Annotated in this window: 18 protein-coding genes; 9 read left to right on the top strand and 9 right to left on the bottom strand. The window is 52.5% G+C overall.

Annotated features, from left to right (window positions below; genetic code table 11):
- Positions 1–40 precede the first annotated feature (40 nt).
- Genes MUG09_RS12075 through MUG09_RS12085 form a run of 3 tightly spaced genes read left to right on the top strand, consistent with a single transcriptional unit; the run spans position 41 to position 3,293 of the window.
- The gene (locus MUG09_RS12075) at positions 41–1,417 is read left to right on the top strand and encodes a GntP family permease (RefSeq protein ID WP_244771682.1); all 1,377 of its coding nucleotides are present in this window, start codon (positions 41–43) and stop codon (positions 1,415–1,417) included.
- A 50-nt stretch (positions 1,418–1,467) separates the two neighbouring features.
- Positions 1,468–2,601 carry a glycerate kinase family protein gene (locus tag MUG09_RS12080; RefSeq protein ID WP_244771683.1) on the top strand — a complete coding sequence of 378 codons (1,134 nt, stop codon included), beginning with the start codon at positions 1,468–1,470 and terminating at the stop codon, positions 2,599–2,601.
- The gene (locus MUG09_RS12085) at positions 2,598–3,293 is read left to right on the top strand and encodes a DNA alkylation repair protein (RefSeq protein ID WP_244771684.1); all 696 of its coding nucleotides are present in this window, start codon (positions 2,598–2,600) and stop codon (positions 3,291–3,293) included. The genes MUG09_RS12080 and MUG09_RS12085 overlap by 4 nt, the downstream gene beginning before the upstream one ends.
- Here the strand turns inward: MUG09_RS12085 and MUG09_RS12090 are convergent.
- Positions 3,277–4,185 (bottom strand): dipeptidase, encoded by a 909-nt coding sequence (locus MUG09_RS12090; RefSeq protein ID WP_244771685.1) that lies wholly within the window; start codon positions 4,183–4,185, stop codon positions 3,277–3,279. The genes MUG09_RS12085 and MUG09_RS12090 overlap by 17 nt on opposite strands.
- Positions 4,186–4,288: 103 nt before the next feature.
- On the opposite strand from MUG09_RS12090, the gene trxA reads away from it, so the two are divergent.
- Together trxA and trpB are read left to right on the top strand one after the other, a co-directional pair.
- Entirely contained in the window at positions 4,289–4,603 is a 315-nt protein-coding gene (gene trxA, locus MUG09_RS12095) for a thioredoxin (RefSeq protein ID WP_244771686.1), read from the top strand.
- 224 nt (positions 4,604–4,827) lie between these two features.
- A complete protein-coding gene (gene trpB / locus MUG09_RS12100; RefSeq protein ID WP_244771687.1) occupies positions 4,828–6,111 on the top strand; it encodes a tryptophan synthase subunit beta in 1,284 nt (427 codons plus the stop codon).
- A gap of 61 nt (positions 6,112–6,172) precedes the next feature.
- On the opposite strand, the gene MUG09_RS12105 is transcribed toward trpB, so the two are convergent.
- The 8 genes from MUG09_RS12105 to rimO all read right to left on the bottom strand — a co-directional run bounded on the left by MUG09_RS12105 (position 6,173) and on the right by rimO (position 13,417).
- Positions 6,173–6,340: a hypothetical protein gene (locus MUG09_RS12105; protein ID WP_244771688.1), complete on the bottom strand. Its 168-nt coding sequence runs from the start codon at positions 6,338–6,340 to the stop codon at positions 6,173–6,175.
- A 421-nt stretch (positions 6,341–6,761) separates the two neighbouring features.
- Complete coding sequence (locus tag MUG09_RS12110; RefSeq protein WP_244771689.1) at positions 6,762–7,388, bottom strand: phosphatase PAP2 family protein; 627 nt, start codon at positions 7,386–7,388, stop codon at positions 6,762–6,764.
- A gap of 25 nt (positions 7,389–7,413) precedes the next feature.
- Positions 7,414–8,019 carry a regulatory protein RecX gene (locus MUG09_RS12115; protein WP_244771690.1) on the bottom strand — a complete coding sequence of 202 codons (606 nt, stop codon included), beginning with the start codon at positions 8,017–8,019 and terminating at the stop codon, positions 7,414–7,416.
- Complete coding sequence (gene rpsI / locus MUG09_RS12120; protein ID WP_244771691.1) at positions 8,020–8,433, bottom strand: 30S ribosomal protein S9; 414 nt, start codon at positions 8,431–8,433, stop codon at positions 8,020–8,022.
- 14 nt (positions 8,434–8,447) lie between these two features.
- Positions 8,448–8,876 carry a 50S ribosomal protein L13 gene (rplM, locus tag MUG09_RS12125; protein WP_244771692.1) on the bottom strand — a complete coding sequence of 143 codons (429 nt, stop codon included), beginning with the start codon at positions 8,874–8,876 and terminating at the stop codon, positions 8,448–8,450.
- 84 nt (positions 8,877–8,960) lie between these two features.
- Entirely contained in the window at positions 8,961–9,185 is a 225-nt protein-coding gene (locus MUG09_RS12130; RefSeq protein WP_244771693.1) for a hypothetical protein, read from the bottom strand.
- 619 nt (positions 9,186–9,804) lie between these two features.
- A complete protein-coding gene (locus tag MUG09_RS12135) occupies positions 9,805–12,075 on the bottom strand; it encodes an ATP-dependent helicase (protein ID WP_244771694.1) in 2,271 nt (756 codons plus the stop codon).
- The gene (gene rimO / locus MUG09_RS12140; RefSeq protein ID WP_244771695.1) at positions 12,068–13,417 is read right to left on the bottom strand and encodes a 30S ribosomal protein S12 methylthiotransferase RimO; all 1,350 of its coding nucleotides are present in this window, start codon (positions 13,415–13,417) and stop codon (positions 12,068–12,070) included. The genes MUG09_RS12135 and rimO overlap by 8 nt, the downstream gene beginning before the upstream one ends.
- A gap of 308 nt (positions 13,418–13,725) precedes the next feature.
- On the opposite strand from rimO, the gene oppB reads away from it, so the two are divergent.
- The 4 genes from oppB to MUG09_RS12160 are packed head-to-tail and all read left to right on the top strand — an operon-like array spanning position 13,726 to position 18,394.
- Entirely contained in the window at positions 13,726–14,655 is a 930-nt protein-coding gene (gene oppB, locus MUG09_RS12145; RefSeq protein WP_244771696.1) for an oligopeptide ABC transporter permease OppB, read from the top strand.
- A 10-nt stretch (positions 14,656–14,665) separates the two neighbouring features.
- Positions 14,666–16,270 (top strand): ABC transporter permease, encoded by a 1,605-nt coding sequence (locus MUG09_RS16580; RefSeq protein ID WP_244771697.1) that lies wholly within the window; start codon positions 14,666–14,668, stop codon positions 16,268–16,270.
- Between the two features lie 10 nt (positions 16,271–16,280).
- The gene (locus tag MUG09_RS12155; protein ID WP_244771698.1) at positions 16,281–17,330 is read left to right on the top strand and encodes an ABC transporter ATP-binding protein; all 1,050 of its coding nucleotides are present in this window, start codon (positions 16,281–16,283) and stop codon (positions 17,328–17,330) included.
- The gene (locus tag MUG09_RS12160) at positions 17,327–18,394 is read left to right on the top strand and encodes an ABC transporter ATP-binding protein (RefSeq protein WP_244771699.1); all 1,068 of its coding nucleotides are present in this window, start codon (positions 17,327–17,329) and stop codon (positions 18,392–18,394) included. Before MUG09_RS12155 ends, MUG09_RS12160 begins: the two co-directional genes overlap by 4 nt.
- The last annotated feature ends 29 nt before the right edge of the window (positions 18,395–18,423 follow it).

Genomic DNA, 18,423 nt, shown 5'->3' on the forward strand with positions numbered 1-18,423 from the left:
ACCGGTGGTATACTGTTCAAAAACCATGAGGAGGTTGTTCATGTCTGGAATTGCATTGATCATCACGTTTGTGATCGCCATCGCGGTCATGATCATGGCCATCTCGAAATGGAACGTCCATCCGTTCCTCGCCCTGATGGGAGTCTCCTTGCTTCTTGCCATCGTCATCGGCCTGCCATTGAAGGACATCCCGGGTGTCATAGGCTCTGGATTCAGCGGCATTTTCAGCAGCATCGGCATCGTCATCATCCTTGGAGCCCTGATCGGCACCATTCTGGAGAAGACGGGAGCCGCTCTCAAGCTTGCTGAGATGGTCGTCCGGCTTGTGGGTCGCAAACATCCCCAGCTTGCCATGGAACTCATGGGCTGGGTGGTATCGATTCCTGTGTTCTGCGACAGCGGATTTGTCATTCTCGATCCCATCCGCAAGGCTCTTAGAAAAAAGACCCAATTCTCGTCTGTTGCCATGACAGTCGCGCTTTCTGCCGGTCTGTACACCAGTCATGTGCTCATTCCACCTACTCCCGGTCCGATCGCAGCAGCAGGAACCTTGGGAATCGGAGACAATTTGTTCATGGTGATCGTCATAGGTGCCATCGTTTCCATCCCCTCGCTTGCCATCGCCTACTTCTATGCCAACTACATCGGCAAGAAAGTTCAGAGTGGTGAGGATTTGGGAGAAGACGAAGAAGGCGTCGATTATGACACGCTGCTCAAGAGCTTCGGGGACCTGCCGAACGGATTTCTTTCCCTTGCCCCGATTCTCATGCCCATTCTTGCCATGGCCCTCGGCTCTCTTTCCGCCGCCTTGAAGTGGAAGGGAGCGATGGCCGGCTTCCTGGCCTTTATCGGCACACCGATCATCGCGTTGACCATCGGATTGTTGTTCGGTATTCTCCTGCTCGTTCAACGCAGTGAGATGAAATATTTCAACACCATGACCACCGAGACGCTGAAAGTGGTCGGTCCGATCCTGTTCATCACCGCTGCCGGCGGAGTGCTCGGAAAAGTCATCGCAAGCGCCGGCTTCGTCGCGTTCATGCAAGAGCATGCCACAGTCTTGGCTGCAGTCGGTATTTTCTTCCCGTTCCTGATTTCGGCGATACTGAAAACCGCTCAAGGCTCTTCAACCGTCGCCATCACCACTACGGCCGGTATTATGGGCAGCATCGCTGAAAGCTCGTCCATGATGACTGCACTCGGGCTCGCCAGTCCGATGGCCGCCGTGTTGACAGTCATGGCGATCGGAGCGGGATCGATGACGGTTTCACATGCCAATGACAGCTATTTCTGGGTGGTGACCAACTTCGGAAAGCTCAAGCCCGAGGACGGATACAAGACCCAGACCATGGTCACATTGCTGCAAGGTTTGGCAAGCATCATTTTCATCTGGCTTTTCTCCCTCATTTTGCTGTAACATAGAGGCAATACGGGGGCTTCGGCCCCCACATCAGTGAGGAGCCCGCGATGAAGAATATCCTATTAATCCCCGATTCCTTCAAAGGAACCATGAGTTCCGAACAGATCTGTTCCATCATGGACAGAGCGATCAAGCAACACTATCCCGATGCCCATGTCACCAGCATTCCTGTAGCAGATGGAGGAGAAGGTAGTGTCGATGCGTTCCTGCAAGCTCTCGGAGGCGAAAAGAGATCTCTTACCGTCCAAGGCCCCTTTGCATTCCCCATGGAAAGCTTTTATGGGGTTATCAAGAAAAATACCGCAGTCATTGAGATGGCGGCTTGTGCCGGCCTTCCCCTCGTAGGGGATGAGCTTCATCCTGATTTGACCACTACCTACGGCGTCGGCGAGTTGATTCTCGATGCAGCAAAGAGCGGCTGTAAGACCATCATCGTTGGTCTTGGCGGCAGTGCCACCAACGACGGCGGCTGTGGGGCTGCTGCTGCATGCGGCGTCGTGTTCCGTGACAAGGATGGAAAGGCCTTTGTTCCCACCGGAGGAACCTTGGGCAAGGTGGCAAGCATCGATACTTCGAGCCTGGACCCCGCGCTCAAGGATGTCACCATCACCACCATGTGCGACATCGACAACCCCTTTTACGGCACCACCGGTGCGGCGTATATCTTCGGGCCGCAGAAGGGAGCCAATCCCGACATGGTCAAGATTCTCGATGCAAACCTGCAAAGTCTTGCCAAGGTCATCGAGCGTGACTGCCACATCGATGTGCAAGCCATCCCCGGCAGCGGTGCTGCAGGCGGTATGGGAGGCGGAATGGCAGCCTTTTTCGGCAGCCAACTGCAAATGGGTATCGAGACGGTGCTCGAGACTGTAAACTTCGACAAGCTTTTGACCAAAGCCGATCTGGTACTCACCGGTGAGGGAAAGATCGACGGCCAGAGCCTGCGAGGCAAGGTTGTCATCGGGGTTGCAAGGCGGGCAAAGAAGGTCAATGTACCGGTTGTTGCCATCGTCGGTGACATCGGAGACGACGTTGAAGGCGCCTACAACGAAGGTGTGAGTGCAATCTTCTCGATCAACCGCCTGGCCATCGACTTCAAGGCTGCAAAACCCCGCGCTCCCCAGGATATGGCGAAAACCATGGACAATCTGATGCGCTTCGTCAAGCGCATGGGCCTGTGAACCAACACCTGCTTCGCCAAAGGCTCAGCGATCTCGCTGAGCCTTCCTATCGCGCCTTCAGCAAGAAACTCAAGGTCAGTGACCGACTCATCTTCGGAATCCGGACCCCCAAGCTTCAGAAGCTCATCAAGCAGCTGTACGGGGAGGAAGGCATCAAGGCCCTTGATGATTTCTTCATCTACCAAGAGCCTTCGTATGAAGAGATCCAAATTGCCTTCTCTCTCTTCGGGCTCCTGAAACTTGACTATCAGAGTGCCCTTTCATATTTGGACAGGCTCAGACCGTTCAACGATAGTTGGGCGACCAATGACAACCTTGCCGGATGGTTTTCCCATCTTGCGCAGGAAAAAGATTTCTACAGGTATCTTCGCTCTCTTCTCCGAGAGCAAAATCCATACGACCAGCGCCTCGGCATCGTTTCACTGATGAATTACTACCTTGAGGAGAATTCGATTGCGGAAACACTGGTCGAGCTCGCTTCTGTCACCAACCCTCATTATTACGTTGTGATGGCACTCGGTTGGGCCTATGCCACCGCCTTCTGCAAGGACCGCAACAAAACACTGCCGTATCTGCAACCGGGCATCCTGGGCGAGCAGGTTCGGCGAAAAGCCATTCAGAAGTGCCTTGAGTCACGCCTTGTCAGTGAAGAGGATAAAACCCTGTTGAAAAGCCTCAGGAAAACACCCTGAGGGCATTCTCAAACCACATGGCCTGCAACTCGGAGGACGTAAAGCCTGACTTTTCCAATGCCTGCCAGAGCAGAGAAAGTGCATCGTAATGGGGAATTTCAAGCTCACCCGTGATGCCGTCGTAATCGGTGCCCAATGCCGTAACAGCACTTCCCCCAACCTGCTTGAGATGGACGGCATGACGAACCATCGCCTCGATGCTGCTTCTCATCCAGTCCTCACTGAGAAAGGAGGGACAGAAATTCAATCCCACCACCCCGCCTTTGTCTGCGATGGTTCGGATCATGCGGTCACTGAGGTTTCTGCTGTGATTGGTAACTGAACGGCAGTTCGAGTGGCTCGCCACAAACGGCTTTCTCGATATCGAGGCTACGTCATTGAGTCCTTCATCGTTGAGGTGAGAGACATCGACGAGGATGTTGTGGTGCTCAAGCTCCTCAACCGCCGAGAAACCCAGCCGTTTCAAGCCTCCTGCAAGGTGATGAGGAAACCCATAGTCGTTCTCATGGTTCCATGTCAGGGTGGCAAGGCGGACGCCCCAGGAGGCAAGTGTCCCGATGCGGCTGAGTTCTCCTTCCAGGATTTGCAGCTCCTCGCAACTGAGAATCGCACCATGAAGAGAAGATCCCCTGATTTCGTCTGCAGTTCTGACCTGCACAATCCTATCCTGATTCTGCTCCAATTCCAGAAGGAATCGTTCATGCAGTCTCTGTGCCGATCGCCAGCAATTGCCTTGCTCGCTGTCGACGAACATGGCGAAACAGGCGGTCACTTGTCCTGCCTTATCCATCCAAGCGAGTGATACCTGGCCGGAGTTTTCGGCTAGGGTTCCCGTACCCAGTTGCTGGAGTTCGTAGATGGTATCACAGTGCAGATCGAAGACTGGATGCATAAAAAAGTACTCCCAAGTAGTTGCCGTTAGCAAATAAAAGTAGTAATGTATCTATACGATATAAGAATTCACCTGTATAGTATACAGTAACAAGGAGCATAGAATGATCAAACATGTAACCAAGAGCACATATGAAGCTGAAGTACTGAAGAGCAGTGTACCCGTAGTCGTCGATTTCTGGGCGGCTTGGTGTGGTCCATGCCGCATGCAGGGAACCATCCTTGAGCAGCTGGACAAGGAGATCTCTGCCGACCAGGCTAAGATTGTAAAGGTCAATGTCGACGAGGAAGGTGAACTTGCCGGTACCTTCGGCGTACAGTCCATCCCCACCCTTCTGTTCTACAAGGACGGCAAGGTTGTGAACAAGGCTGTTGGCGTACGCGATGCAGCAGCCCTGAAGAAGACTCTGGGAATCTAAATTCCCTTTCTGCTGCTGCAGCAAGCCCACAGGACACAATGGTTCTGTGGGTTTTTTCTTGAAAAAAGCGATCTTTCTCTGAATAATTCATAAATAAGTGTTCTAAACAATAAAAATGCCATACAAATAAAAAAGACGTTTCTTTTTATAGAAACTTTTCTCTTTTTCCTGTTGACAGATTGTTTCTATCTACAGTAACATCGGAACTCAAGAAGGAGAACCTCATGCAGAACCCACTAACCAAAGAGATCAACACAACCAATCTTCCCGACCGGGATGGACGTTTCGGAGAGTTTGGAGGTGCCTATATTCCTCCCCAGTTGCAGGTCGTCATGGACGAAATTACCCAAGCGTATGAGCAGATCGTCCAGGATCCTGAGTTCCTCACCGAACTTGCCAGCCTCCAGAAACATTATATCGGACGCCCGTCTCCGGTCTACCATGCAAAACGACTGAGTGAAGCAGTCGGTGGAGCTCAGATTTATCTCAAGCGCGAAGACTTGAACCATACCGGAGCGCATAAGATCAACCACTGCATCGGTGAAGTGCTTCTTGCCAAGAAGCTCGGCAAGAAGAAGGTCATCGCAGAGACCGGTGCCGGCCAGCATGGTGTGGCCCTCGCCACCGCAGCAGCCCTGCTCGGCCTTGAGTGTGATATTTATATGGGTTCCATCGACATCAAGAAAGAAGCTCCCAACGTAAGCAGGATGAAGATTCTCGGTGCAACCGTAGTGGAAGTGACCAGAGGAACCAAGACACTCAAGGATGCCGTTGATGCAGCCTTCGAGGCCTACCTGCAGGACCCTGTCACCCAGATTTACTGCATCGGTTCGGTTGTCGGTCCCCACCCCTTCCCTATGATGGTCCGTGACTTCCAGAGTGTAGTCGGTATCGAGGCACGCAAGCAGATCCAGGAGCTGACCAAGGCCCTTCCCGATGCTGTTGTAGCCTGTGTCGGCGGTGGTTCGAATGCCATGGGTATTTTCAGTGCCTTCCTTGAAGACAAGAGTGTCAAGCTCTATGGCGTTGAGCCTGCAGGAAAAGGCTTGGACACTCCTGACCATGCAGCCACCATCACCAAGGGAAGCGTGGGTGTCCTGCATGGGTTCAAGAGCTTGTTGTTGCAGGACGACAAGGGTGAAGCACTTCCTGTCTACTCGATTGCAAGCGGATTGGACTATCCGGGCGTCGGTCCCCAGCACAGCTACCTGCACACCATCGGACGGGTCATCTACGACAGTGCCACCGACCGCGAGGCGGTGGAAGCCTTCTACGGCCTGAGCAGGATGGAAGGCATCATCCCCGCCCTTGAATCCAGCCACGCTGTGGCGCATGCGATCAAGCTGGCCCAGACCCTGCCCAAGGACAAGGTAATCCTGGTCAATCTATCAGGCAGAGGCGACAAAGACATCGACTTCGTCATGGAGCACTACCCCTTGGTTGAGTATGAACCACAGGAAGGTGGTGATGGGTTTGAGGAGTTTCTGGCCCATATCAAGCAGAAGTAAGCCAGAAATTGTAGAATCACTATAAACCAACCACGCCATTGCATCGCGTGGTTGGTCATTTCTATGTGCTTCGTCTTGCCATACTTGGCTGTAAATACGAGCCGAGCCTGCCCCTGTTATTGAACAGGGCAACACCCAAGAGTATCATCACCCCTCCGGTGATGGTTCCTGCATCGGGAATATCGCCGATTATATTCCTGGAGGGACGAAGGCGATGAGATATTTTCACGTGCACGAAACTGACAGGGCGCTTTCTAAAAGATTGTTTGCAAAGAAACTCAACAAACAGTTCGTTCTCAAGGCAGAGGCTCATAGATTACCAGGCCCGTCCAGTGACTGGTGCCTGCTTCCATGACTGCAAGGTTTCAGTGCTACTGATGAGAACGGCCGTCCAACATACGAACTTCCTCTACGCTCTCATGGACAAGGGCTATCGCAAACCCCACATCAAGGCCTACCCGATCTGATCGGGGACAAGCCCGCAACGTCCTGCTGACCGGGAAAGGAAACCCAGGATGGTCGAAAAACCATCGTTGTTTTCGTTGCTTGGGTATTCAAAATCTTGATTGCATGCTATTGCATTATCATGTAGAGCTTGAAGCATGATGAACTGTTTTTAAATCAGCGCTGCCATACTCAATTTACATAGTTTAGAACGACACCCGCATCCCCACCACCGGTCCTGCCAATATGTGGGGGGCGTTGCTGTCTCGCTGCAGCAACCGATATGTCAGATAGGGACCAAGAAACCCAATGGCAGACCCTATCGCTGCACCGGCCAGAACATCTTCCAGATAGTGATTGCCGCTGATCACCCGAAGCGTTGCAGTGGTGGCAGCCAAAATCCAAGTCGTTGCACTGACGGCCTTCATGGTAGTTGAATCAGGATAAAAAAGAAGCTGCATGGTCTGGGCATACGCAGCAGCGCTGAAAGCCATAATGCTATGACCTGAAGGAAAGGACTCATAGTCCTTACTTGTATCGGCAGGTCGATCAATTTGTCCAACATACGGCCTCGGTTTGTGAATGACATGCTTCAAGACGGTACGGACTCCATAGGCGCTCACCATGGTCCCTGCATAGCTGCTCACAATGGCGATGTAGTCCGATGAAGGTGCTATCAAGCCCAGTACCCCTGGGGTTACAAGCGTCAGGCCCAAGGTAATGTCACTGGCTTTGGATAGACTCTCATTATACTCGAATGTAAAGGCCGCAAGGGGAGACAGGGCGAAACAGAAAACAAGAACAATTGCTATTGCTGTCTGCTTTCTACTCATGCTTGCCTCCTCGTTTTTGCTAAGTTTACTCGGACTTCTCAAAGCCCTCAAGACCAAGTCGAATTTCGTAGGAGGAAAAGCCTTTCTTCTGCAGTTGCATCCTGACCTTATCAGCACCGACTTTTTGTTCTGCTTGAGTATAGGCCCTCTGCACATATTCGACAATCGCCTCTTCATGATACAGTTCATCCAAGGCACGGTTGGCATCCTCGCGATTGACACCTTTTGCGGCGAGACGCTGAGCCATCAGGATTCTTCCCTCAGGACTCTTCCTCTGCCTCTGCTCAATGGTCAAGAGAGCATAGCGGTACTCGCTGAGCAGGTTCTCCTCGGCAAGCTGATCAAGCGTGGTTCTGATGATGCCGGTCTCATACCCCTTTTGGGTGAGCTTCTGCGTCAGCTCAAGACCGGTATGCTCGCGCCTGGCAAGGTAGCCCATTGCCTGGGAGCGGCAATTGCGCCTGGCTTGAACTTCCTTGAGCTCAAGGTACTCAGCTTCAGTAAGCTCTTGGCCGACTGAGAGGTGCAGGGAACGAAAAACATCGGCTGTAATACAAAAAGGGAAACCCTCGTGGACAGAAACTTGATAGCCCTGGCCAGGGATTTCCCCTTCGATGCGTGCAAATGCCACTTAGCGCTTGGAGAACTGGAACTTGCGGCGAGCACCCGGCTGACCGTACTTCTTGCGTTCGACCATGCGGGAGTCACGGGTCATGAATCCAGCGGTGTGCAGTGCAGGCCTGTAAGCCTCGTCGTGCTCACAGAGTGCACGTGCGATACCGTGGCGGCAAGCACCGGCCTGACCGGAGGGACCACCACCAACAACATTGATGAGGATATCGTACTTTCCGGCGGTTTCGGTGGTCTCAAGCGGCTGCTTGACAATGAACACCAACATCGGGTTTCCGAAGTAGGAATCGACATCCCTGCCGTTCACTACAATCTTGCCCTCGCCTTCGCGCAGATAGACACGAGCGACAGCGGTCTTGCGGCGACCGACACCATGACCAAGATCTACAACTTTTTTAACTTCTTTCTTTGCCATTTTTCGCTCCTACCTTAGATTTCAACCTTGATGGGCTGCTGAGCCTGCTGCTGGTGGTTCGCACCTGCATAGACTTTCATGTTGGTGTACAACTTGCGACCGAGCGGACCACGGGGAAGCATACCTTTGACGGCACGTTCCATCGGGTACACCGGGTTGCGCTTGATCATATCAGCATAGCTGTACGAACGAAGTCCACCGGGGTAGTTCGAGTGGCGATAATACATTTTGTCCTGGTACTTGTTGCCCGAAAGAGCAGCTTTCTCAGCATTGATGATAATCACATAATCACCCATGTCCTGGTGAGGCACATAAATGGGTTTGTTCTTCCCGCGAAGGATGCGTGCAGCGGCAACTGCGACCTTGCCAAGCTCCTTTCCCTCTGCATCAATCAGATACCATTTCTTCTGAACTGTCAGCGGTTTCACAAAAATAGTCTTCATCTATTCATCCTGTTCTGCAAGGACCAGCCTTGCGTGTGTTTTTTGCATGGACAGAAGGATGCCTTGCACCCCGACCTGCCATATTTAGTATGTTACAGCACCAGCATACCGACGCGACAACTGCAAAAACGCCTGTACATCACCGGCCGAATACTCAGCAGGAACAATGAACGGTACGTCAGCAGAAGGAGGAAGCATCACCTTGAGGGCCAAGGCCTCCAAAGCAAACTCCTCGTAGCGTTGAGCACAAAGGCCGGTTAATCCGTACGGACCTCTGGTCTCGAACACTCCCTGGAGGGGATTGTTCATTCGCTTTGCAACTGTATCCTCCGCTTTAAGTGTGCGTATCAGGAACGCTGTGGTCTTGATGAGCAAATCAAGCAACAACGGTGAAACGCAATCCGAGGGCGGTAGCCAAGCTGTACAGGCTTCTTCCTTGAGGCAAACGACCTGAGGTACGAAACTCCCTGGGAAAGGTAGGATAGGGAGGAGCATCACGGAATCTGCCCCGCCAAAACCTAGGAACGGTCGCCAATAGGACACTGTACGGCTCGCATGCTCAGGAGAGATCGCGGGATCAAATATTGCATCATTCGATATCCGTTGAACCACCTGAAGAACCTTCTGTTGATCAGAGTATACCCTGATTACCGGAAAGTCTGGAAACAGCATTGCCAGCAGCTTTTCAAGCCTTCCTGAGAACAGCGAAGGATATTCACTGATCAACCCGCGACTGACCGTGGCCTTTATGGACCGTTGGATCTGTTCGGGTCGATGCCCCAGAATGGCTCTGCCATAATTCTGAAAAAAATCGGTATATCGTACACCCCGCCTATCATACAGATAGAACGAACGCGCACGGACAACGGTAGGCATTGTATAACCTTCCGGCCTTTCTTGTCTAGTCTCTTTCCCCCCATCGGTCATATCACTCACTCCCAATTTTCTCAAGCTGAGCAAACTTGCTGATAAACGTGGCTTTTCTTCCCCCGCCGAAGCGGACTTCAATGACCTCCCGGTCTCCGTTCATCCGCACATTCACCACCTCGCCTTCTCCATAGCTGTCACTATACACCCGTTGACCGACAGGAAATAGAGGTCCGGCATCAGCCTCATCGTGGACGGTCTTCATGGTAAAGGTCTTGGCGTTGCCGCCAAAGCCTTTCTGGATGAGCGAGCCCCCGCTGCTACCCCACGAAGAGGAGGGTTTAGCGGCACTGAGGTGCTCCCTTCGCTTCTCGCCGAGGCTTGAAAACCCTTCGAACCCTGAAGCATGCAACGATCCGGGCCTGATGCCCTGAACGCTGACCAAGGAGGAGTCGATTTCATCGAGGAAGCGGCTTGGGTGCTGGTAGCTTGTCCGACCCCAAATCTTTCTCGCCCTGGCGCAGAGAAGGTACAATTCATTTCGAGCACGGGTAACGGCAACATAAAATATGCGTCGCTCTTCCTCGATGTCGTCATCGCTCTCACTCGCCCTTCCAGGAAAAAGCTCCTCTTCCAGCCCTGCAACAAACACCCGGTCGAATTCCAACCCCTTGGTATTGTGCATGGTGATCAGGGTGACCCCTTCCTTGTCACGGGGGTCCTCCCTGCCCAAGGTGGTCGGGTCCAGCGAGAGCTGTTCCAGGAAAAGCAGCAAACCCTCCAATGAGGAGTCGTATGAGGAGAGGGCGTTGACCAGCGCTTCAAGGTTGCCTACCTTGCCGGTGCTGTTCTGGCTGTCGAGCTCCTGATAGTAGTCCAGCAACCCCGCCTCCCTGATCAAAAAGTTTGCACAATCAACCAGCTCCCCTTCTCCGAGCATCGCCTGGGCATGCTCGAACATTCTCAAGAAATACGAAGCACCGGCTTTTGCCTTGGTCGAAAGAATATTGCCTTGGATGGCAAGCCTGAGCATGGCAAAAAGACTTCCGTCGGTCTGAGAGGCAAAGGAGAGTATGCTGTCCAAAGCCCCCGGACCGATACCCCTTGCAGGCTTGTTGATCATGCGCTTGAAATTCACCTCATCCTTCTCATTGGTAAGCAGGAACAACAAGGCGAGGGCGTCCTTCACCTCTTCACGGTCATAGAACTGCAGAGCCCCGACGACCTTGTATGGGATGGAAAGCCGCTTGAACATGGTCTCAAAGGCAACAGACTGGGCGTTGGTTCGGTAGAGTACTGCACTTTCATTGAATTTCTTGTCCGAAAGGAGAATGTTGCTCACCCTCATCGCTTCGTCCTGCTCATCCTGTATATATAAGAGGTTGGGTTTTGATCCCTTGGTCTTGGCAGTCCACAGCTTCTTGTCATGGCGGCCCTTGTTGTTTTTAATGACTGAGTTGGCAACATCGAGAATATGCTTGGTGGAGCGATAGTTCTGTTCCAGCTTGATCGTTCTCGTTCCATGATAGAGTTCGGGGAAGCTGAGAATATTGCGTACTTCGGCCCCTCGGAAACGATAGATGGACTGGTCGTCGTCACCGACAACACAAATGAAGCACGCCGGTCCGACCAGAAGCTTGAGCAGGTTGAACTGCGCGGCATTGGAGTCCTGGTACTCATCCACCAGGATCATGGAGAACCTGTGATGGACCCAATCCAATACGCCGGGTTTCTCCTCAAGCAGTTCTATACTTCGACCGATCAGATCGGCAAAGTCGACGTTGCCGATGCTTCTAAGCTTTCTCTCATACGCCTCATACATTCGCTTGAAGGTTCCATCCACCTTCAAGCTGGTGAGGTTGTCAGTAGGACGGAGTCCACGGTCCTTGGCATACGAGATTTTGCGCATGACCGGCTCGAGCTCCCGCTTCTTGTAATTCGGGAAACAGGACGCAAGAAGGGAAAGCGAATCATCGTCATCATAAATGGTAAAATTCGAGGCCAAACCGATTTCAGAACCAAACCGCCTGAGCAGCCATGCACCGAAGGAGTGAAAGGTACGGATGGTGCACTCATCGGCCCGGGCGTTTCCATCGAGCATCACCTTCACCCGCTGCTTCATCTCGCTGGCTGCCTTGTTGGTGAATGTAACCGCAAGAATCTTATAGGCAGGAATACCGAGCTTCTCAATCGCGTAGGCTATTTTGGTGGTAATGACCCTCGTTTTCCCGCTGCCCGCCCCTGCCAGCACCAACAAAGGTCTGCCGTTCTCAAGAACCGCCTCCCTCTGTTGGTCGTTCAGTGCATCCAGCATTGCTTCGATATCAGCCATGAACAGCTCCTTGTACCGGAATGGCTTCCAAATCAAGACCATTGACTGAGCGTATTCCGCACAGCACCTTCCGACCCGGCTTCAGCGACCTTCCCACGACAACCGTAAGTCCGTCAACCTCGGGAGCCTGGGCATACATGCGCCCGATGGCAAGGTCCTCTCCTTCAACAAGCTCCTCGATGAGGACTTCAAACTCCTTGCCGACGAACCGCTGAAGGTTTGCATGGGTGATCGGGGCCTGTAAAGCCTGAAGCTGCGCCTGATACATTTGGGCGATTTTGTTCGCCTTCTTGTGCTCGCGCTCGCCCCTGAGCTTGTATGCCTTGGTTCCCTCCTCCCTGCTGTAGGTGAAAGAACCAACCCAATCGAGTTTGGCCTTGGATAGGAAGTCCAGCACCTCGGCAAACGCCGCATCATCCTCTCCCGGATACCCTAGCAGTATCGTCGAACGGACAACCGCTTCAGGAACAGCCTTGCGAATCGCCTCAATGAGTGCAAGATAGCTCTCCTTCGTACCGGTGCGGCCCATGCTTTGCAGGACTCTTTGGTCGGCATGCTGGAATGGAATGTCGAAATACGGCAGTACCTTCTTGTGAGTAGCAATGAACTGGATGAGCTCGACGGGGAAGGCATCGGGATGGATGTAGAGCAGACGGATTGAGAAATCACCCTCCAATGCAACCAAGGCCTCAAGCAGTTGCATGAACTTGCTCTGCCCGTCGGCTCCATCGGTCCCATAGGCGGCCAAATCCTGGGCGATGAGGTTGATCTCCTTGATGCCACGCTCGATCAGGGCTTTCGCTTCGGTGATAATTACATCCATCGGCTTGCTCCTCAGTCCTCCCCTGATCAAGGGAATTGCGCAGTAGGAACACCAGTGATTGCAGCCTTCGCTTATCTTCAGATAGGCGCTGCCGGGGAACGAGAGCAAATCATTGCGCTCATACACCTCATTCTCCATGGGGGGATAGGAGGGAATGGTTACAACCCGATCACCTGCAAAAACCTGCCTGACCACCTCATTGATCTTTGAGAGGTCGCGGTTGCCGAAGATGGCCGAAGCCTCGCCCAGTTCTTCCTGCAGCTCCTTCGCATAGCGCTGGGCCATACAACCGCTGAGAATGATTTTTGCATCGGGATTGGCCTCATGAAGTGCAAAGAAGGATTCAATCGACTGCTGACGAGCCGATTCAATGAATCCACAGGTGTTGACCATGATCAAATCGGCCTCTCCCACCTCCTGGGTGTGGATGAACTGGTCGTCCTCCAGCAGTTTTATCAATGTTTCGGCATCAACTTGGTTCTTGGAACAACCAAGATTCTCCATATATACTTTTTTCATGAGGTTCTCCTGAATGACTTATTGTACAGAGTGGCAGATTAGCATGAAAGTGAGGCGTTTTCCTACCTCCCAAGGCTTATAAACACTCTGACAGATACTGAAATAGTGTTAATAACCGCAAATGGTTATTCTTCCTGTATCTATTTGCACCCAAAACTCTTATAGCTTTGCAAAAAGTATTGGAATTGCATAATTATCGTAATTCTTGCATAAATGACTGTCTTGGTATAGTATCTGAAATGCTGTATGATCACAGGCTTATTGTGCCCTTCCATGCCATGCAACAAAAATCTCACAAGAGGAAACGAATGACGAAATATATCGTGAACCGCCTATTAGGAATGATTCCTACGCTACTTATCATCATCACGCTGAGTTTCTTCATTGTCCGCATTGCACCCGGTGGTCCGTTCGCTACAGAGCGAAACCTTCCCGAGGTGGTAAAGCGAAACATTGAGGCAAAATATCATCTGGATGAACCCATGCTCCAACAATACGGCCGCTATATGTTTGATATCCTGCGCGGCGATCTAGGACCGTCCTTCAAATACAAGGACTATGACGTCAACTACTACATTGCAAACAGTCTGCCCAAATCAATCGTTCTTGGCAGCTGGGCAATGTTCGCCGCCCTGCTCTTTGGAATCTCGGCGGGAATCATTGCGGCGGTCAAGCAAAACTCATGGATCGATTACCTGAGTATGGGGATAGCCGTCATCGGCATCTCGGTCCCGCTGTTTGTCATCGCACCGGTCCTGCAGCTGATCTTTGCGATGAAGCTCAAATGGCTGCCCACCAGTGGTTGGTACACCACAGGAGAAGGTTGGAAAACCGTCATTCTCCCCGCCCTTTCCCTTTCTTTTGCCTATTTTGCAAACATCGCCCGACTTACGCGTTCCTCCATGCTGGAAACACTGAGAAGCGACTACATCCGCACAGCAAAAGCCAAGGGAATGAAAAGCACTTCCATTATTTTCAAGCACGCCATGAAGGGGGCCATGCTCCCGATCGTCAGCTACCTCGGTCCCGCATTTGCAGGTATCATCACCGGTTCGATTGTTGTTGAGCAGATTTTCCGTGTACCGGGCCTCGGCAAGTTCTTTGTCCAGAGTTCCTTCAACCGCGACTATACCCTGATCGTGGGTGTCGTCATCGTGTACTCGGTCATCCTGATTATCATGAACTTCATCGTAGACATCGTCTACGCCCAACTCGACCCGAGAATTACCTACAAATAAGGAGAGGACCATGTTCTTGAAAAGAAAAGCAAAATTAACGGCCCTCAACGAGTTTGACCAGGTGGTTGAAGGCAACAGTCTGAGCAAGGATGCCTGGAGAAGACTGAAAAAGAATAAAATGGCGGTCCTTGGCATGATTATTGTTGCAGTGTACTCAATCCTCGCAGCAAGCGCCATGTTCCTGCCCATCTACCCTTACGACCAAATCATCCTCGACCATCAGCACCTTCGCCCCTCATTTACCAAGAATGCCGGCGACCTGATGATGGAGACCAGGCTTGAAGACCTGTATTTCAAGGCTTGGAGATCCGGAAATCTGAAGGTGACCGAGGAGCAGTCCGCCCAGATAAAGACATGGATTGCAGCAAACGAAACCAACAAGGTGTGGGACTTCTGCTATGCAGAGGGAGAACGCCAAAAACAAGCAGGAACATTCACGTTCAGCAGCGCCGACCAAAGAACCATCGACCGGCTGCAGGAGAAGATCGACACTGAATTCTTGATCAGCGTCGACAAGGTCCTGTGGACCGATCCCGCCACCCAAAAGGTGCACAATCTTGCCCGTATGGATTTCATCGAGATAGAAACCATCTACGCAAACCTGCTTAACGTTGACATTGCCGTCATCGAGAAGCAGACCAGGGATGAAATTCGCAACCAGGTGCTCAACAACCTGAAGGCTTCCACCCCCGACCTGAGTGCAGAGGAGTATGAGGCAAACCTCCAGATTGAGATGGACACCCTCGGGGAGAAGGGGATTTTCGCCATGGGAAAGACCAACCTCCTTGGCAAAATTAAAACCACGATCACCCGCAACGCCGAGCGCGAGCTCCGCAAGGAGATCAGCGAAGGCAGGGCCCAGTTCCCCATCGACCGCGAGATTAAGGTGAATGATCAGCTTACCGCCGAAATTACCGCTACTAAAAAACATGAACGCAAGTATTTCCTGGGAACCGACTACAGCGGCCGCGACATGCTGTCCCGCATCATCTACGGAGGACAGGTCTCCATCGCCATCGGTCTGATCGGAACCATCACCAGCGTCATCATCGGAATCGTCCTGGGTGCCATCGCCGGGTATGCAGGAGGCAAGGTGGACTTCTTCCTCATGCGCTTTGTCGACATTATGTACGGCCTGCCGTACATGCTGCTGGTCATCATCTTCATGGCCATTTTCGGTCGCAATATCATGAACCTCTTCGTTGCCTTGGCAATGGTCAGCTGGCTGACCGTCGCCCGCATGGTACGCGGCCAGGTCATGAGCCTGAAGAACAGCGAATACGTTGAAGCGGCCCGCAGCATGGGAGCTTCCACCGGACGTATCATTTTCCGCCACATGGTTCCCAACTCTCTTTCTGTCATTATTGTCTATTCAACGCTCAGGGTTCCCGCATTCATCATGCAGGAGTCCTTCCTCTCCTTCCTCGGTCTTGGAGTCCAGGCTCCGTATGCATCGTGGGGTTCCCTCGTTGGAGACGCCGTGAATGGTATGACACTCTATCCGTGGAAGTTGATCTTCCCGGCCATCGCCATGACCATCTTCCTCTTTGCCATGAACTTTTTCGGTGACGGCTTGAGGGATGCGTTCGATCCGCAAAGCAAGAACCAACTCTAGGAGGACACACATGAGTCTGAATACCGAAGCAAAGGTGGTCCTCGAAGTCAAGGACCTAAAAACATATTTTAAAACCGACGCCGGCATTGTAAAAGCAGTTGACGGAGTATCATTCACCCTGCACGAGGGAGAAACCTTGGGCATCGTAGGAGAGAGCGGAAGCGGCAAGAGCGTCACCAACCTCTCCATCATGCGCCTCATCCCCTCTCCTCCGGGAAAGGTGGTGGGAGGAGAAGCCCTCTTTGAGGGTGTTGATATCCTCAAGCTATCCGAACGGGAGATGCGCGAGATTCGGGGCAACAAGATTTCCATGATTTTCCAGGACCCGATGACCAGCCTCAATCCCTTCCTCAGGATTTCCACCCAGATGGTGGAGACCATCCGTCTGCATGAGAAGGACGTCTCCAAGCAGGAGGCTCTCAAGCGATCGATCGATATGCTCAAGCTGGTAGGCATCCCCTCGGCAGAGAAGAGAATCCAGAACTACCCCCACCAGTTCTCCGGCGGTATGCGCCAGAGGGTCATGATCGCCATGGCACTCTCCTGCAACGCACAAGTGCTGGTAGCCGACGAACCGACCACAGCCTTGGACGTCACCATCCAGGCCCAGATTCTTGAACTGATCGACAAGCTGAGCACAAAAATGGGAACTGCTGTCATTCTTATCACCCACGATCTGGGTGTGGTGGCCGGTATGTGCGATCAGGTCTGTGTCATGTATGCAGGCAAGATTGTCGAAAAAGCAGCCACCGAAGACCTCTATGCAAGACCGTCTCATCCCTATACTGAAGGTTTGATCAAGAGTGTTCCGCGCATGGATACCACCAAGAAGGGCAACAGGCTCTTCTCCATCGAGGGGCAACCGCCTAACGTCATCGACCTGCCTCCCTGCTGTCCCTTCCACCCCCGCTGCCACAAGGCGATGGAAGTATGCCGACATGCATATCCACCGGTAAAGGATTTGGGAAAAGGACACGAAGTTGCCTGCTGGCTGTACAGCGATGAAGCAACAAAAGCCAAGGCATTGAAAGAGGCGAACGTAGAGGAGAAGGCAACATGAGCACACCAAAGAAACCCCTTTTGGAAGTCAGGGACCTTAAGCAGCACTTCCCCATAACCAGCGGCTCCCTTCTTCAGAAGCAAGTCGGAGCCATTCGTGCCGTCGACGGTATCTCTTTTGACGTATACCCCGGAGAAACGCTGGGTATCGTAGGAGAGTCCGGTTGCGGCAAATCCACCACCGTACGTTCAATCGCCCAGCTCTATAAGCCCACCAGCGGCAGCGTTGTATTCAACGGTGTCGACTTGGTCAAGGCCGATCAGAGAACCATGCTTAAAGCAAGACGCGACATCCAGATGATCTTTCAGGATCCCTACGCGTCCCTCGACCCCCGCATGACGGTCAGGTCGATCATCGCAGAACCTTTGGTGATTTATAACAACCGAAAATTGCTGGAGAAGCCGCTCTCTTCCCTGGATATCGAACGCAAGGTCGAGAATCTCATGGAGCGCGTAGGACTGAACAAGGCATTCAAGAACCGCTATCCGCATGAGTTCAGCGGCGGCCAAAGGCAGAGAATCGGCATCGCGCGCGCCCTTGCACTGAACCCGAAAATCATTCTCGCCGACGAGCCGGTATCTGCCTTGGACGTTTCGATCCAGTCCCAGATTTTGAACTTGCTTGGTGATTTGCAGAAGGAGTTCGGCCTTACGTATATCTTCATCGCCCATGACTTGGCGGTAATCCAGCACATCTCCACCCGTGTTGCGGTAATGTATCTGGGAAAGATTGTAGAGATCAGCGATGCAGTGCGCTTGTATGACAATCCGCTGCACCCCTATACGACCGCCCTGCTCAGTGCAGCCCCGATTCCCGACCCGAAGGTGGAGCGGGAGCGAAAACGCATCATCCTCACCGGCGATGTACCATCCCCGGACAAGGAGCGCAATGGTTGCTACTTCTACGACCGTTGTCCCAAGAAGATGCCGTGGTGCTCATGCCATATCCCTCCGATGTTCGACATCGAGGACAAGCACCAGGTCGCCTGCTGGCTCTACGACAAGGATGACCGCAGCAAGGTGAGTATGGAAGAGGCCCAGGCTGACGCCAACAAGAGCAAGTAAGTGTTGAAAAGCCACCCGATCGGGTGGCT

The organism is Sphaerochaeta associata (genome assembly GCF_022869165.1).
GTDB lineage: Bacteria > Spirochaetota > Spirochaetia > Sphaerochaetales > Sphaerochaetaceae > Sphaerochaeta > Sphaerochaeta associata.